Genomic DNA, 15,055 nt, shown 5'->3' on the forward strand with positions numbered 1-15,055 from the left:
GGTGGGACGGTATGGCTGGCCATACTCTAAAGATCCTGGTTGGGCGTCATGCGGAGCCCCGGGGCCGGATGGTTCCGTGAAGGCATGACCAGCACACCGACGTCCGGCATCCCGACCCCGGCCCTTCCAGCGACCGGCGGCGCGGTCCCGAGGCGCACCGCCCCGGACGCCGCGACGACCGGCGGTGCGGTGTCCGGCGGTGTGCCGGTGGGTGCTGGACCGGTGGGTGGTGGACCGGTGGGTGGTGGACCGGTGGGTGGTGGACCGGTGGGTGGTGGACCGGTGGGTGGTGGACCGGTGGGTGGTGGACCGGTGGGTGGTGGACCGGTGGGTGGTGCGCCGGTCGGCGGTGGGCCGGTGAGCGGTGCGGTGGCCGGAGGGCGGGCCCGGCTTCCGGTGGGTGCGCCGGCCGCCGAGTTGCGGGACGTCACCCGCGAGTACGGCAGCGGCAACGCGCTGGTCCGCGCCCTCGACGGCGTCTCCATCGCCTTCCCCGCCGGATCCTGGACGGCGGTGATGGGCCCCTCCGGCTCAGGGAAGTCCACCCTGCTCCACTGCGCCGCCGGGCTCGACCGGGTGACACGGGGCCGGGTTCTCCTCGCCGGACAGGAGATCACCGGCGCGCCCGACGCGGTGCTGACCGGGCTGCGGCGCCGCACGATGGGCTTCGTCTTCCAGAGCTTCAACCTCATCGGCTCGCTCACCGCCGAGCAGAACGTCGCGCTCCCGCTCAAGCTCGCCGGCGCCCGCGTCCGCCGCGGCGAGGTGCGCGCGGTGCTGGCCGCGGTCGGGCTGGGCGACCGGCTCCGGCACCGGCCGCGCGAGCTGTCCGGCGGGCAGCAGCAGCGCGTGGCGATCGCGCGGGCCATGGTCACGCGTCCGGCCGTCCTGTTCGCCGACGAGCCGACCGGCGCGCTCGACTCCGCGTCCGCCCGCACCGTCCTCGGCCTGCTGCGGGCCATGGTCGACAGGGAAGGGCAGAGCATCGCCATGGTCACCCACGATCCGGCCGCGGCGGCGCACGCCGACGCCGTCGTGTTCATGTCCGACGGGCGGCTCGTCGACCGGCTCGTCCGCCCCACCGCCCGCGAGGTGGCCGACCGGCTCGCCCGGCTGGAGGCCGCCCCGTGCTGACCCTCGCCGTGAACACTTTCCGGGAACGCTGGCGGCTCTTCGCCGGCGCCATCACCGCCGTGGCGCTCGGTGTGGCGCTCGTCCAGTCGTCCCTGCTGGTCATGGTGGCCACGGACCGGGCACCGATCCCGCCCGGCGTCACCGGCCGGGCCAGGGAGGACCTTCGCGAGGGCTACGCCGGAGCGGCCACGCTGCTCGGCATGACGGTGATGCTGTCGGCCTTCCTCACCGTCTTCATCGTCAGCTCGACGTTCGCCTTCACCGTCGCCCAGCGCCGCCGCGACCTCGCCCTCCTGCGCCTCGTCGGCGGCGGCCGGGGCCAGCTCGTCCTGCTGCTGCTCGGTGAGGCACTGCTGCTCGGCCTGACCGGCACGGCGGCCGGCGTGCTCGTCGGCCTCCCCGCCACCTGGCTGCAGGCCCGGCTGCTGATCGCGCTCGGCTTCCTGCCGGACGGCTTCCCGCTCGTCTGGGACGGCGGCGTCCTCGTCGCCTCCGGCTGCGTCGGGATCACGGTCGCCCTCGTGGGCGTGCTCGCCGCGGCGCGCCGCGCCGCGAAGGTCCGCCCGCTGGACGCACTGCGCGACACCGGAGGCGCCGCCCGGGTGATGACCCCGGCGCGCTGGCTGGCCGGCCTGTCCTCCCTCGCGTTCACCATCTGGATGGTGACGCTCGCCCAGTCCGCGGACCTGCTCGGCGCCCTGCTCATGGGCCTCGGCATCTCCATCATGGGCGCCGTCTCGCTCAGCGCGCTGAGCCCCCTCGTCGTCCCCCTCGCCGGACGCGTCCTCGGCGCCGTCCTCCGCACCGGCACCCTCGGCGAACTGGCCGAGGCCAACCTCCGTGACGGGGTGCGCCGCAGCGCGTCCACCGCCGCCCCGCTCATCGTGCTGGTCGCCCTGCTCCTCGGCCTGACCGGCACCCTCGGCTCCCTGGCACTGATGTCGGGCGAGGAGCAACGCGACCTCGTCCGGGGCGACCTGGTGGTGACCTCGTCCGGTGCCGACCTGGACCGCATCGCCGCCGTCCCCGGTGTTGCGGCCGCATCACCGCAGCTGTCCCTCTCCATGAGCGTGACCGCCCGACACCACGAGGTGAACCGAACATGGCGCCAGACGCACTATGCGGGCATCGTCGCGATCGACGCCTCCGCGTACGCCCGCACCCACGACCTTCACCTCCGTGCGGGCTCGCTCACCCGGCTCCACGGCCGGACGATCGCCCTGGGCCCCGGCATGGCGGAGTCAGGGATCCGGGTCGGCTCCACCGTGACCGCCGTCATCAACGGCCACACGACGCGGCTGAAGGTCGTCGCAGCCCTCCGGCCGACGCTGGAGAACTACTCCGAGACCTTTCTCGTGCCGCGCGACCTCGTCCCCGCCTCGGCCCTCGCCACGGCGAAGGCCGAGACCGTGATCCGCCTCGCCCCCGGCGCGAGCCGGTCGACGGTCCGGACGGCGATGCGCGCAGCGGGAGCCGGCAAGGTCCAGACCGTCCCGCAGTGGGCGGACGACAGAACCGCCGCGCAGCAGCGGGGCAACATAGGGATCCTCGCCGTCCTCATGGGCATGGCCGGCGGCTACGCGGTGGTCGCGGTCATCAACGCCGTCGTGATCGCCGGAACCGAGCGCCGCACCGAGTTCGCCGCCGCCCGCGTCACGGGCCTGACCCGCCCCCAGGTGATCCGAGCCGCTCTGATCGAGTCGTGGGCGGTCACCGCCATCGGCCTCGTCCTCGGCTGCACGGTCGCCGCGGGAGCCCTCGCCGGCATGCTCGCCGCCTCCCTCCGCGCCGCGGGCCGACCCTTGGTCGACATCCCCTGGACCCTCCTCGGGATCATCACGGTCGCCGCCTTCGCCGTCACCGGAGCCGCCAGCATCTGGACGACCTTCTCCGCGACCAAACCCCGTCCGGTGGCCCTCCTAGCCGCCCGGGAGTGAACGCCGATGTACCCCTCCGCCGAGCCTTCGGTGGCGTCGTGGTGGTGAGGCTTCGATCAACTGGGTGCGTGTTCGGCGGGCGGGCGAAACCACCGAGGGGCCGCCGCGACCGGAGAGAGAACGGATCACCGCCGTTCTCAGGACGTTGGCGGTGCCGCTTGATCAATTCGATCAGTTCGATCAGTCCTGCGGAGGCGCTTCTGACGGTGAACGTTCGGGCTGGGCCGTCCGGAATGATCGCGTTAGTCTCTGTGCGTGGTCAACGTCCTGGCCGGCATCATCGGTGCGTTGCTGGGCCTTTCCGGAGCCCTACTGGGAGCGTGGATCAAGAGCCGGGGTGAGCAGCGCAGATGGTTGCGTGACCAGAAGCTGGCCGGCGCGGCGGAGATGGTCAGCGCGGGCACCAACATCTACGAACTCCGCAGCGGGAGCAGGGAGTGGGTCGAAGGGCACGAGCCCGTCGAGTTGCGCGAGTGGCAGACCCAGCTGCAGAGAGGCCGGGCGGTCATCCACCTGCTCTGCACCCAGGAAACCAGCGATCGCGCGACCGCCTTCGTCCGGCTGTGCTGGCGTGCCGGATCGCCCGGCGAGGAGCACTACGACCAGACCATCGCGGCGCTGCGTTCGTTCACCGACTCGCTCCGCAAGGAACTCGGCAGCGACTAGGGCCTGTTTCTTGGATCAGGTGCGGAGCCAGGCGAGCAGGACGGCGATGGTGATGGTGCCGGTGAAGGTGTAGGCGCGCTTGTCGAAGCGGGTGGCGACCGCGGGGGACTGCTTGAGTCGGTTGATCGCGCGTTCGGCGGTGTTGCGGCCCTTGTAGCGTTCTGGGTCGAACCCGGGTGGGCGGCCGCCGCACTGTCCTGGGTTGCGCCGGTGCCGTTGCTGGTCGGCTGGTTCGGGGATGGTGTGGGCGATTCCGCGTCGGCGCAGATGAGCGCGGTTGGCGCGCGGCACCCCGGTCCGCACCCGAGGGCAGATCCCGTTGATCACCGTGCGATGGTCGGCCCACCGGCCGCCCCGGCCGGCCCGTCCACCCGTCGGCGGCAACAGCGGCGCCAGCCGCTCCCACTCGGCATCGGTCAAGTCACCACGACCCATAACCCGACAGTGAACGAAACCTCGCTCTATGCCAGACGATCCAGGAAACAGGCCCTAGGGAGGATAGGGCTCAGCGCCGACCATGGTGATCTCACCGTCGTGGCCGAGCCGCCGTAGTTCCTGCGCGATGGTCAGTCCCGCAGGGCCTGCACCGACGACCGCGATGCGGCGCATCGGTCAGTCCTCGTCCAGGAAGATGGCTTGTACAGGGCAGGCGCGGGCCGCCTCCTCGATGGCGGGTAGCGATGCGTCGGCGGGCGTGGCGTCGTACACCAGCTCGTCATCGTCGTTGAGGCTGAACACCTCCGGGGCGGCGAACACGCACTGGGCGTGGGTCTGGCACAGGGACAGGTCGACACGGACGCGCATGGTTCTCTTTCATCTGTGAAGCGGTCAGGCGGGATTGAATCGGGAGTATTTGCCGAAGGACCAACGCTGCGGAATGCCGCCGGAGACCTCGATGACCTTCTCGACGTCGAAGTCGATCAGTCGTTGCGCGCCGGGCACCGCGGCTGCCCGGACCGGATCCCAGTCGGCGCGGGCGCGGCCGGTCAGGTGCAGGGTGTGACCGTTTTCCCAGTCCAGGAACAGCAGCCCGCAGCGCGGCTCGAGTTCGAGGTTGCCCAACGTCATGTACATCGAGTTGCCGACATAGTCCGGCCAGGTCAGCCGGCCGCCGCCGGTCACCGTCACGAAGCCGGGGTTGCCGCCGCGATGTGATGCGTCGGTCCCCAGCCCTGCCGCGTACGTGCCGATGAAGAACGTGTCGGCCGCAGTGATCCACTGCCGTTGGTCGGCGGTGAGTTCGCGGGTGACGAGAGCCGCCCGGCGTGCCGAAGGCGAGTCGTCGACGTGGACGCGGGTCTGGATGTATTTCGGGCAGTTGGAATACACCTGTTCGGTGCGCACCAGGAGCCGGTTCTCGTGCTGGCGGGCCCGGCCGTTGACCCGCATGCGTTTCCGAGTGGCCGGCTCGATCATGAGCATGCCCACCGGCCGCTCGTCGTCGAAAAGGCCTGCGAGCGGATCACCGGCGCCGGGCAGCCGGTCGGCGATGATGGTGCGCTCGTCGGGGGCGATGGTGAACCCGGGCGGGCCGGTGAGGACGCTGGCCCATGCCGCGCCGGTCTCGTCGGCGGCTGCGAGCACCGCCAGCCGCTGCCGGCTGAGGAACTCCGCCGCCACCGGTGGAATGGTCGCCTTCACGCCGGCCGATCCCCAGCCGTCGACGGTCAGACCGGCGCGGCGCTGTACTGCGTGTTCGCCTTGGTGAAGCATGAGCAGTCCTTTTCGTCGCCGGCCCGGGCCGCAGAGCGCGGCCCGGGCGCAGGTCGTGTCTGCTAGAAGAAGCCGCAGGTCGGTGCGCCCTGCGTGGGCGCCGGTGCGGTGTCGGCTCCGCTCGGCGCATAGATCTCCAGGCGGATGCCGTCCGGATCGGTGAAGAAGACGCCGCCGGAGGACGCGCCCTCGCCGTGCGGGACGACCCCGTCGTAGACCAGCTCCCCGCCGAGTTCGCGCAGGGTGGCCTCCGCGCGGTGGACCGTCTCGATGTCAGGTGCCTGGAACGACAGGTGGTGCAGGCCAGGCCGGCCGGTGGGGAACGTGCCGCTGCTCTGCTGCCACAACGTGACCTGCAGGGCGCCGTCGTGGCCGAGGAAGGCGAAACTGCGGTCGCCGTCGGTCTGCTCGCCCAGGACCTCGAAGCCGAAGACTCGGCGGTAGAAGGCAGTGGAACGTGCCAGGTCGGTCACGTTCAGGCCGATGTGCCCGGTCTGCAGGGCCGGTGTGCTCATGCGAAATCTCCTGTGCGGATGGGGTGACGGGCAGGCCGCGCCGCCATTTCTTACGGTAGGCAGGCGCTTGAACCGTTAGAAATATGGCAGCGGTTTATAACGATGTCAAGTTGCCGGTACCGTTAGAAGAGTGATGGAAGTGGCACACCTTGCAGGTGGCGGTGCCCCGCTCCTCGGCGAACCGCCTCCCATCGAGCTCGGCAACACCGCGTACGCGGTGAGAGGTCGCCGCAGGGACGGCTTGCAGAGCGTTGAGCACCTGGCCGCATGGCTTCGCGACATGCGTGCATGCCTCGCGATCGGACTCGCCGATGCCGACATCGAGGGCGTCACCGACCAGGACCTGCGCCTTGCCAGGGAACTGCGGGACGTCATCAGGGCCCTCGCCGCGGCGGCCGTGGACGGCCGCGAGTTTGATGCGGACATGGTCGCGACCCTCAACCGTCATGTTCGCCAGAGCCCGCGCTGGCACGAGCTGCGCTCCACTCCTGAGCCGCACACGACGGTGTGCGCCGAAGGTCGCCCTGTTGCGGCCGCGATCGCCGCATTGGCCGAGGACGCCGTCGACCTGTTCGCTGGGCCGCAGCGCGACCAACTGCGCGCCTGCCACGGGCCGGGCTGTGTGCTGTTCTTCGTCCGCGACACCCCGCGACGCGAATGGTGCTCACCTGGCTGCGGTAATCGGGCGCGAGCCGCCCGTCACTACGCCAAGGTGAAGCAGGAATCCGGCGATTGAGTCCCTCTGTATGAGGCGCACCGGTCCTGTGGCTTGTATCACTTTGCGTCGGCGCGAACCGCAAGGTCACGAACTGGGCGAACCGGCACCCGCGCGAGCGGGGCGGTGTCATCCGTTCGGGGAGGCGGTTCGGCTTGGGGGGAGTTCTGGACGGGGGCTAGGCGCGCTTGTCGAAGCGGGTGGCGACCGCGGGGGACTGCTTGAGTCGGTTGATCGCGCGTGCGACGGTGTTGCGGCCCTTTTAGCGCTCGGGGTCGAACCCGGGTGGGCGGCTGCCGCACTGTCCTGGGTTGCGCCGGTGCCGTTGCTGGTCGGCTGGTTCGGGGATGGTGTCGGCGATTCCGCGTCGGCGCAGATGAGCGCGGTTGGCGCGCGGCACCCCGGTCCGCACCCGATGGCAGATCCCGTTGATCACTGTGCGATGGTCGGCCCACCGGCCGGCCCGTCCACCCGTCGGCGGCAACAGCGGCGCCAGCCGCTCCCACTCGGCATCGGTCAAGTCACCACGACCCATAACCCGACAGTGAACGAAACCTCGCTCTATGCCAGACGATCCAGGAAACAGGCCCTGGGCGTTCGCGTCGTTGCCGGGCCGGAAAGCTCTCCGAGAGGTGCGCTCGTGGTGCGGCGCCGGTGTGGATGTCGTGGGTGGTGGGTGGTCCTGTAACAGATGAGCGGGGTCGGGCTTCAGGAGGTCGGGCGGGGAACGGGTGTCAGTACGGCAGGAGACGGCCCGAGGGGGTCCTCAGGTCTGGCGGGCTCGGTTGACGTGGGGGCTTGGGGCGCTTGATGAGCTGCTGCCGTGCCATGTTGATCATCTCCCCCGTCGGGCCGGGTTTAACCCGTCGATCGAGCCGATGTCACCTGCGCTTCGGAGGACACGACCGTCGAAGGCAAGGTTCAGCGAGCTTATGCGACATCCTCTGCCGGTTCGACCGTTTTTCGTGAAGCAAGGTCGACCTTACGTGGCCACGCGATCACGTTTGGTGGCGGCCGGAAGTGGCCGAGGAAGATCGTTCCGCGGGCGGGTCGCCAGGCGGTAAGGGCGGTCAGGACACGATGTCGCGGGTGTGGAAACGGCGGAACGCGAGGGCGAGGAGCACGGCGGCGTAGGCGATGGAGATGGCCGCGCCCTTGGCCATGCCGGTCCACTGGATCTGCGGCTGGAGGGCGTCCATCCACGAGTACATCCAGTGCGTCGGCAGGAAGTCGCGCCAGGAACCGAGGGCGGTGACGGCGTCCAGGATGTTGCTGACGATGACGAGGCCGACCGCGCCGCCGACCGCGCCGAGCGGCGAGTCGGTGACGACCGACAGGAGGAACGCCAGGGCGGCGACGACGAGCTGGGCGACGAGGGAGTAGCCGACGACGATCGCCATGCGGGCGAGCGCGGTCGAGGTCGGGACGGTGCCGCCCGTGGGGAGCTCGACGTCCGACCAGCCGAAGCCGACGGTGCCCGCGACCAGTGACATGAGGGGGAGGGTGATGACCGCGGCGACCGAGTAGCCGAGGGCGACGATCAGCTTCTGGCGCAGGAGGCGGGCACGCGGGACGGGGGCGGCGAGCAGGTAGCGCAGCGACGACCAGCCGGCCTCGCTGGCCACGGTGTCGCCGCAGAACAGGGCGACGGCGACGACGAGCAGGAACCCGGTCGAGACGAACAGGGCGAACAGCGTGAAGTTCAGGGCGCCGGCGGTGGCGACGTCCACCAGGCTCGGGACCCCGTTGCCGGACGGCGAGCCACCGATCTTGAACGCGCCGACCAGGACCCAGGGCAGCACGAGGAGGATGCCGAACGCGATGAGCGTGCGCCTGCGGCGGAACTGGCGCACCACCTCGACCCGCAGCGGGAGGGTGCGCCGCACGCTGTATCCGGTCGGCGACGTCGGATGCGCCTCGGACGGTGACGTGCCGTTGGGGTGCTCCTGGGGCGGTGAGCCTGGCCCGGTCTCTCCAGGGGCGGCCGTCCCGCCTGCCTTCGGTTCTCTCGACGTGGTCATGTCGCGTGTCCCGGCGTCGTGTCGGTCACCGTCGTCCTGCTGGAGGCGGGGTCGTCCTCGCGGGCGGTCATGGGGTCTCTCCGATGATCTCCAGGAAGGCGTCCTCCAGCCGGCGGCCGGAGCCGACGATGTCGGCGACGGGCCCGGCGGCGACGCGGCGGCCGCCGGCCATGACGACGGCGTGCGTGCAGGTCTGCTCCACCTCGGCGAGCAGGTGGCTGGAGACGATCACGGTGCGGCCCGCGGCCGCGTACCGGACGAGGACCTCGCGCATCTCGCGGATCTGCGGCGGGTCGAGCCCGTTGGTGGGTTCGTCGAGGACGAGCAGGTCGGGCAGGCCCAGCATCGCCTGCGCGATGGCGAGGCGCTGCCGCATGCCCTGCGAGTAGGTGCGGACGGCGCGGTCGAGGGCGGTTCCGAGGCCGGCGATCGCGAGGGCCTCGTCCATGTGCGCGTCCGCGGCGGGCCGGCCGGTGGCGCGCCAGTACAGGTCCAGGTTGTCGCGTCCGGACAGGTGCGGCAGGAAACCGGGACCCTCGACGAACGAGCCGAGGCGGGCGAGGACGGGCGCGCCGGGGGTGACGCGGTGGCCGAAGATGCGGATCTCGCCGGCGTCGGGGTGGATGAGGCCCATCAGCATGCGGAGGGTGGTGGTCTTGCCCGCGCCGTTCGGGCCGAGGAGGCCGAGCACCTGGCCCTTCTCGACCCGGAACGACAGGTCGGCGACCGCGAGGTGGCCGTTCCTGTACGCCTTGGTGAGCCCCGTGATCTCCAGGGGGACGTCGGTGTCGTGTTCGCGGGACCGGCCGCGGCGGACGCCGAGGAGCAGCGCGCCGGCGATCCCGAGCCCTGCCAGAGGCAGGATCCACACCCAGGTGGGGATCGGGGTGGGCGCCGTGACCAGGGATGAGTCCGTCGGGACGGTCAGCTCCGACACGGCGCGCACCTGGTACGCGGCGGGTTGCGGCGGAGTCGCGAAGCCCATGTCGGTGGTGGCGACGACGAGCCGGAGGCGGTGGCCGCGATCGAACCGGTAGTCCATCGCGGGCAGGGTGACGGTGATCTCGCCGCTGGTCACCCGGAAGGGCGCGGCGATGCGCCGGGCAGGGGCGGCGGTGCCGTCCGGCGACACGTCGTAGAGCTTGGCGAAAAGCGGTCCGCCTGCCGCCGGGTCCTTGGTGGTGGTGTCCTTCGCGGCCTTGAGGCGGACGGTGGCGGCGCCGGTGATGCGGAGGGGGTGATCGAGCGGACGGGTGTCGAACGTGGCGGTCTGCCCCGGCATGTCGGCGGGGAGACCACCGCCCGAGGCGCCGAGCGATCCGAGCGAGCCCAACGCACCGAGCCCGGGGAGCGCGGAGACCGCCGCGGGGGTGCCGCCGGCCGGGTTGTGGATCGTCTGCTCGACCCCGTCCAGCGGGAGGTGCTGCGGGTCGCCGGACAGGCCGGGGTACGTGCGGGCCTTCGCCTCCTGCACCACGACCCGCTGCGTGGAGGAGTCGAGGCCGCCCGCACGGGTCACGGTGAACCGGGTGCCGGGCGCCCCGGCGTGCCGGAGCCGCGCGTCGAAGAAGTCGCGGACGAGCCCGCGCACGCGGCCGGTCTCGGGATCGCCGCCGTCGTGCCCGCCCTGATACCAGACGACCGAGACGGGCGCGCCGTTGCGGGCGATGGCCCGGGCGTTCGCGTCGGCCTGGTCGAGGGGGAACAACGAGTCGGACTGCCCCTGGACGAGCAGGGTCGGCACCTTGATCCGGTCGGCGACGGAGGCGGGGCTCGACCGGCGCAGCGTCGCGACGGCGTCGGCGGTGGGGCCGCCCTGCTCGGCGACCTTCTGGTAAATGGCGCAGAGGGACGGCAGGAACCGTCCGCACCCGGCGCCGCGGGAGCCGCTGTTGAAGAAGACGCCGGCCCACAGCTTCTTGAACACGCCGTTCTCGGGTCCGGCGCCGGCGGCGTCGGGGAACAGCACGTCCGGCAGGCTGTTCCAGGTGATCTCCGGCGCGATGGCGTCGACGCGCCGGTCGTAGGCGGCGGTCATCAGCGCGATCGCGCCGCCGTAGGACTCGCCGGTCATCCCGACGCGCGGGTCGCCGGGCCCGTCCAGCCGCACCTCCGGACGTTTCGCCAGCCAGTCGATGAGCTGCCGGGCGTCCTTGACCTCGTAGTCGGGCGAGTCGAGCGCGATCTGCCCGGTGGACGCGCCGAACCCGCGGGCCGTCCAGGTCAGGACGGCGTAGCCGTCGCGGGCCAGCGCGCGCGCCTCCCCCGCGACGTCGTACTTGTCGCCGCCGAACCCGTGCCCCAGCATGATCGCCGGTGCCTTCCCACGCCCGACCGGCTTGTAGAAGGTGGTGTCGAGGATCACACGCTGGTCGTCGTGCGGGCCGTCGACGACCTGGACGCGCTGGTCGACGGTGTTCACGCGGGGCGGCCCGTCGGCGCCGACACCCCAGACGGCGGCCCCGGCCGCCAACGCCACGGCGGACCCGGCGGCGGTCCAGCGCGCCCGGCGGCCCGTCCTCCCCCATCGCGCCCGGATCGCGCCCCCCACCGTCATGACAGCAGCCTATTCGCGCGCCCGCCGCGCGCCGCTCCACCCTCGCGCCGATCTCTCCTGCGCCCGGCGCTGTACGCACCGTCCCGCCGTTACACCCCCCGGCGTACCCGGCCCCCGCCAACCCCGCACCAGTTCCACCCTCTCTTTGCGCGGGAACGCGGATCGCGCACACCACGCGCGCCGTGCCGACGGCACCGCTCCCGCCGCGTCCGGGCCACCGCGCGCCCGGCGAGCGCCACGGCCTCGCCGGTGCCTTCACGCCGGCTGTGTCGACGACGCCGGTGTCTTCGCGCCGTGCGGTGCCTCTTGCCGTATGTGCCTTGCGTTCGCGCGTGGCCCGGGGATGCGGGCTGACGGCGCCCTGACTTCCGGTCGTGCGTGCTTGCTCGGCCGTTGGGCCTGAGGGGTGGGTGGTGATTAGGCCGAGTGGGGCGGGGCGGGGGAGCAGGGGGAGAGGGCGGCGGTGAACATGGCGGTGAGGCGGTCGGTGAGTTCGGCCGGGTCGGCGCTGCGCAGGTCGTTGAGGCCGAGCAGGCGGCGGACGGGACCGCCGCCCATGATGATCGTGGAGGCCAGCAGGGCGCGGGCGCGGGGGTTCGGGCCTTCGAGCTGCGCGACGAGGGGCTCGATGATCACGTCTTCGAGGTAGCCGAGCAGGATCTGCTTGACCTCGGGGCTGCCGGCGGAGCGGTCGATCATCCGGGCCATGGGCGTCACCCGGTGCAGGGAGGCCTGCCGGACGAAGTGCTCGGCGAGCCGGCGGGGCAGCCCGGCGGGGTCGCCGGCGATGACGCCGCGCAGCGCGGACTCGCCGGCCAAGACCTCGCCGAACAGCGCGGCCTTGGAGCCGAAGTACCGGTTGACCAGGGCGGTGTTGGCGTCGGCGGCGGAGGCGATCATGCGGACCGTGACGCCCTCGTAACCGTGCTCGCCGAACAGGTCGCGAGCGGCGTCCAGGATGCGGCGGCGGGTCGCCTCCCGGTCGCGCTTCCGGTGTTCGCGCTGCTCGGCCTGCTCGACGCTCATCATCGAACCCCGATCCGTCCCCGTGTGGATCACCGAATCGCCCCAGTATGCCCCGAGTTGCAAGTAAACAAGCGTCTACATAGCATATATGCAAAACACAGGTAATTACGTTCCATGGGGGCATGGTGGCTCAAGCGAGCGTGGCGCCGTCGGCCGGGCCGACGGCGCCAGAGCAAGCGAGACCGCAGTACACGCACCGCCAGATCCTGGAGATCCTCTCCGGCCTGATGATGGCGATGCTGACGTCGATGATCTCGTCCACGGTGGTCAGCACGGCCCTGCCGACCATCGTCGGAGACCTCGGCGGTCAGGACCAGCTGTCGTGGGTGGCCAGCGCCACCCTGCTGACGATGACGGCCTCGACCCCGCTGTGGGGCAAGGTCTCCGACATCATCGGCCGCAAGCTCTCCTTCCAGACCGCGCTCCTGATCTTCGTGGTCGCGTCCGTGGCGGGCGGGCTGTCCCAGAACATCGGCATGCTGATCGCGGCCCGCGCCGTCCAGGGCCTCGGCGCCGGCGGGCTGTCCGCGCTGGCGCAGGTCATCCTCGGCGACGTGGTGGAGCCCCGGCAGCGCGGCCGCTACTCCGGCTACATGGGCGCGGTGTTCGGCGTGGCCACCGTCGCCGGGCCGCTGCTCGGCGGGTTCCTCGTGGACGCCGACGGTCTAGGCTGGCGCTGGTGCTTCTACGTCTGCGTCCCCCTCGCCATCGTCGCCTTCGCGGTGATCCAGAAGGTGCTCAAGCTGCCGAAGGTGAAGCGCGACACGCGGATCGACGTGTTCGGGGCGTTGACCATCACCGGCGCCGCGACCGCGGTGATGCTGCTGCTGTCGATGGGCGGCAACCAGTTCGAGTGGGCCTCCACCTGGACGTACGCGCTGGGAGCGATCGCGGTCGTGCTGGTGGTCGCGGCGGTGTTCGCCGAGCGGGCCGCCCGGCAGCCGATCCTGCCGCCCCGGCTGTTCCGCAACGGGACGTTCGTGCTGACCTCGCTCGGCTCGCTCTGCGTCGGCATGGCGATGTTCGGCGTCATGATCTACATGCCGCAGTACCTGCAGATCGTCAAGGGACTGAGCCCCACCACGTCCGGCCTGATGACGCTGCCGCTGGTGGTCGGCATGCTGATCGCCTCCATCGGGTCCGGCCAGCTGGTCACCCGGACCGGCAAGTACAAGATCTACCCGATCATCGGCCTGGTGTGCGTGGGCGCCGGGCTGTACCTGCTGTCGCGGCTGCACGTCGACTCGTCGAAGGTGGAGATCGGCGGCTACCTCGCGCTGCTCGGCGTCGGGCTCGGCCTCACCCTGCAGATCCTCATCCTCGCCGCGCAGAACGCCGCGAAGATGGAGGACCTGGCGTCCACCACGTCCGGTGTGTCGTTCTTCCGCAACCTCGGCGGCGCGGTCGGCGTCGCCGCGTTCGGCGCGATCCTGAACAACAAGCTGCCCGGCGAGCTCGCCAAGGGGCTGCGCGAGGCGCACCTGCCGATGCCGAAGGGCGGCGGGTCCCTCGGCACCCCCGCCCAGGTGCACGCGCTGCCCGAGCCGTTCAAGTCGATCGTCCTCACCGCGTTCACGAACTCGCTGGAGCAGGTCTTCATCTTCGGCGTGCCGGTCGCGGTCGTCGGCCTCATCACCGTGCTGGCGATGAAGGAACTGCCGCTGCGCGGCAAGGCCGGCACGGGCAGGCAGGCCCCGCAGGCCCCCGCCACCCCGCCGGTGGACGCCCAGCCGTCCACGCCGGTGCCCCCCAATGGCGCCGCCACGGCCGTCGGCAGGCACGCCCGCGGCCACCAGCCGGCCGCGGAGCAGCAGCTGGCGTCGGTCGGGGCAGGTGCGGTTCCCAAGGAGATGGCGATGAACGAAATGCCCGCTGACGGCCCGTCGTCCAACGGCATGGCCGCGGCTCCCGGCGGGTCCCCGGTGGCCGATCCGGCCGCGCAGGCCCGGCTCCTCGCGCAGCAGAACGCCTTCGCGCAGGACGGGCTCACGCGGCAGGGCGCGGGCGGCGTCCCCGTCCGCGGCGTGGTCCGCGCCGGCGACGGCGCGCCCGTCCCGTCCGCCGCGCTGACGCTGATCGGGGTGGACGGGCACCAGCTCGGCCGCGCGATCACCCAGGACGACGGCCGGTACGCGCTGCCGACCCCCGGCCCCGGCACCTACGTGCTGATCGCCGCGACGGGCGAGCACGAGCCGCAGGCCGCGACCCTCGTCGTCGGCGACCGCCCGGTCGAGTTCGACCTGATGCTGGCCGGCAACGGCGGCCTCGGCGGGACGGTCCGCAGCGCCGACGGCAGCCCGATCGCGAACGCGATGGTCGTCGTCACCGACGTGCGCGGCGAGGTCGTCGGCACCGGCCGCACCGACGCGTCCGGCCGGTACGTCTTCAAGGACGTCATGACCGGCTCGTACACGCTCGCGGTCAGCGCCGCGGCGCACCGCCCGGTCGCGCTCCCCGTGGAGGTGGCGGGCGGCGGGCAGACCCGGCTGGACGTCGAGCTGCCCGCGGGCGCCCGCGTCCGCGGAACGGTCCGCAACGACGCGGGCGAGCCGGTCGGCGACGCCCGCGTCACGCTGGTGGACGCGGCCGGCAACGTCGTCGCGATGGCGATCACCGGTCCGGACGGGGAGTACGCCTTCACCGACCTGACCGGCGGCCAGTACACCGTCATCGCGTCCGGCTACCCGCCGGTGGCGAGCGGGCTGTCGCTCGCCGGCGGCGGCCTGGACGACCACGACCTGGAGCTCGGCTACCCCGACGAGTAGGACCGG

The 15,055-nt window shown here is 71.9% G+C and carries 14 protein-coding genes and 1 pseudogene; 6 read left to right on the top strand and 9 right to left on the bottom strand.

All coding sequences use genetic code 11. The annotated features are described in order from the left end of the window. Window positions 1–211 precede the first annotated feature (211 nt). The 4 genes from J4557_RS37435 (at window position 212) to J4557_RS37450 (ending at window position 3,737) form a co-directional block, all read left to right on the top strand. Window positions 212–361, top strand: a complete 150-nt coding sequence (locus tag J4557_RS37435) for a hypothetical protein (protein ID WP_208271538.1) — start codon at window positions 212–214, stop codon at window positions 359–361. Beyond that, window positions 358–1,134 carry an ABC transporter ATP-binding protein gene (locus tag J4557_RS37440; protein ID WP_372442574.1) on the top strand — a complete coding sequence of 259 codons (777 nt, stop codon included), beginning with the start codon at window positions 358–360 and terminating at the stop codon, window positions 1,132–1,134. The genes J4557_RS37435 and J4557_RS37440 overlap by 4 nt, the downstream gene beginning before the upstream one ends. Further along, a complete protein-coding gene (locus J4557_RS37445) occupies window positions 1,128–3,071 on the top strand; it encodes an FtsX-like permease family protein (protein WP_208271539.1) in 1,944 nt (647 codons plus the stop codon). Before J4557_RS37440 ends, J4557_RS37445 begins: the two co-directional genes overlap by 7 nt. A 255-nt stretch (window positions 3,072–3,326) precedes the next feature. Continuing rightward, the gene (locus J4557_RS37450; RefSeq protein ID WP_208271540.1) at window positions 3,327–3,737 is read left to right on the top strand and encodes a hypothetical protein; all 411 of its coding nucleotides are present in this window, start codon (window positions 3,327–3,329) and stop codon (window positions 3,735–3,737) included. A 15-nt stretch (window positions 3,738–3,752) separates the two neighbouring features. On the opposite strand, the gene J4557_RS37455 is transcribed toward J4557_RS37450, so the two are convergent. The 5 genes from J4557_RS37455 to J4557_RS37475 all read right to left on the bottom strand — a co-directional run bounded on the left by J4557_RS37455 (window position 3,753) and on the right by J4557_RS37475 (window position 5,965). Then, window positions 3,753–4,172, bottom strand: a complete 420-nt coding sequence (locus tag J4557_RS37455; RefSeq protein WP_208271541.1) for a transposase — start codon at window positions 4,170–4,172, stop codon at window positions 3,753–3,755. 54 nt (window positions 4,173–4,226) lie between these two features. Then, window positions 4,227–4,346, bottom strand: a complete 120-nt coding sequence (locus tag J4557_RS52260) for an FAD-dependent oxidoreductase (protein WP_208271542.1) — start codon at window positions 4,344–4,346, stop codon at window positions 4,227–4,229. A gap of 3 nt (window positions 4,347–4,349) precedes the next feature. Beyond that, window positions 4,350–4,541, bottom strand: coding sequence for a ferredoxin (locus J4557_RS37465; RefSeq protein ID WP_208271543.1), 192 nt, complete (start codon window positions 4,539–4,541; stop codon window positions 4,350–4,352). A 24-nt stretch (window positions 4,542–4,565) separates the two neighbouring features. Beyond that, window positions 4,566–5,450, bottom strand: coding sequence for a pyridoxamine 5'-phosphate oxidase family protein (locus tag J4557_RS37470; RefSeq protein WP_208271544.1), 885 nt, complete (start codon window positions 5,448–5,450; stop codon window positions 4,566–4,568). Window positions 5,451–5,512: 62 nt separating this feature from the next. Beyond that, complete coding sequence (locus tag J4557_RS37475) at window positions 5,513–5,965, bottom strand: VOC family protein (protein WP_208271545.1); 453 nt, start codon at window positions 5,963–5,965, stop codon at window positions 5,513–5,515. A 133-nt stretch (window positions 5,966–6,098) separates the two neighbouring features. On the opposite strand from J4557_RS37475, the gene J4557_RS37480 reads away from it, so the two are divergent. Next, complete coding sequence (locus J4557_RS37480; RefSeq protein ID WP_243776977.1) at window positions 6,099–6,701, top strand: CGNR zinc finger domain-containing protein; 603 nt, start codon at window positions 6,099–6,101, stop codon at window positions 6,699–6,701. 157 nt (window positions 6,702–6,858) lie between these two features. Here the strand turns inward: J4557_RS37480 and J4557_RS37485 are convergent. The 4 genes and pseudogenes from J4557_RS37485 to J4557_RS37500 form a co-directional block, all read right to left on the bottom strand. Beyond that, window positions 6,859–7,215 (bottom strand): annotated as a pseudogene (locus J4557_RS37485) (transposase). 535 nt (window positions 7,216–7,750) lie between these two features. Beyond that, window positions 7,751–8,566 (bottom strand): ABC transporter permease, encoded by an 816-nt coding sequence (locus J4557_RS37490; RefSeq protein ID WP_307800425.1) that lies wholly within the window; start codon window positions 8,564–8,566, stop codon window positions 7,751–7,753. Window positions 8,567–8,768: 202 nt separating this feature from the next. Next, window positions 8,769–11,258 (bottom strand): alpha/beta fold hydrolase, encoded by a 2,490-nt coding sequence (locus J4557_RS37495; protein WP_208271547.1) that lies wholly within the window; start codon window positions 11,256–11,258, stop codon window positions 8,769–8,771. A gap of 417 nt (window positions 11,259–11,675) precedes the next feature. Then, a complete protein-coding gene (locus J4557_RS37500; RefSeq protein ID WP_208271548.1) occupies window positions 11,676–12,284 on the bottom strand; it encodes a TetR/AcrR family transcriptional regulator in 609 nt (202 codons plus the stop codon). 122 nt (window positions 12,285–12,406) lie between these two features. Here J4557_RS37500 and J4557_RS51900 point away from each other — a divergent pair, with 122 nt between their 5' ends. Continuing rightward, entirely contained in the window at window positions 12,407–15,049 is a 2,643-nt protein-coding gene (locus J4557_RS51900) for an MFS transporter (RefSeq protein WP_208271549.1), read from the top strand. The last annotated feature ends 6 nt before the right edge of the window (window positions 15,050–15,055 follow it).

The sequence above is a fragment of the Actinomadura nitritigenes genome (assembly GCF_017573545.1).
In the GTDB taxonomy this organism is placed as follows: Bacteria; Actinomycetota; Actinomycetes; order Streptosporangiales; family Streptosporangiaceae; genus Spirillospora; species Spirillospora nitritigenes.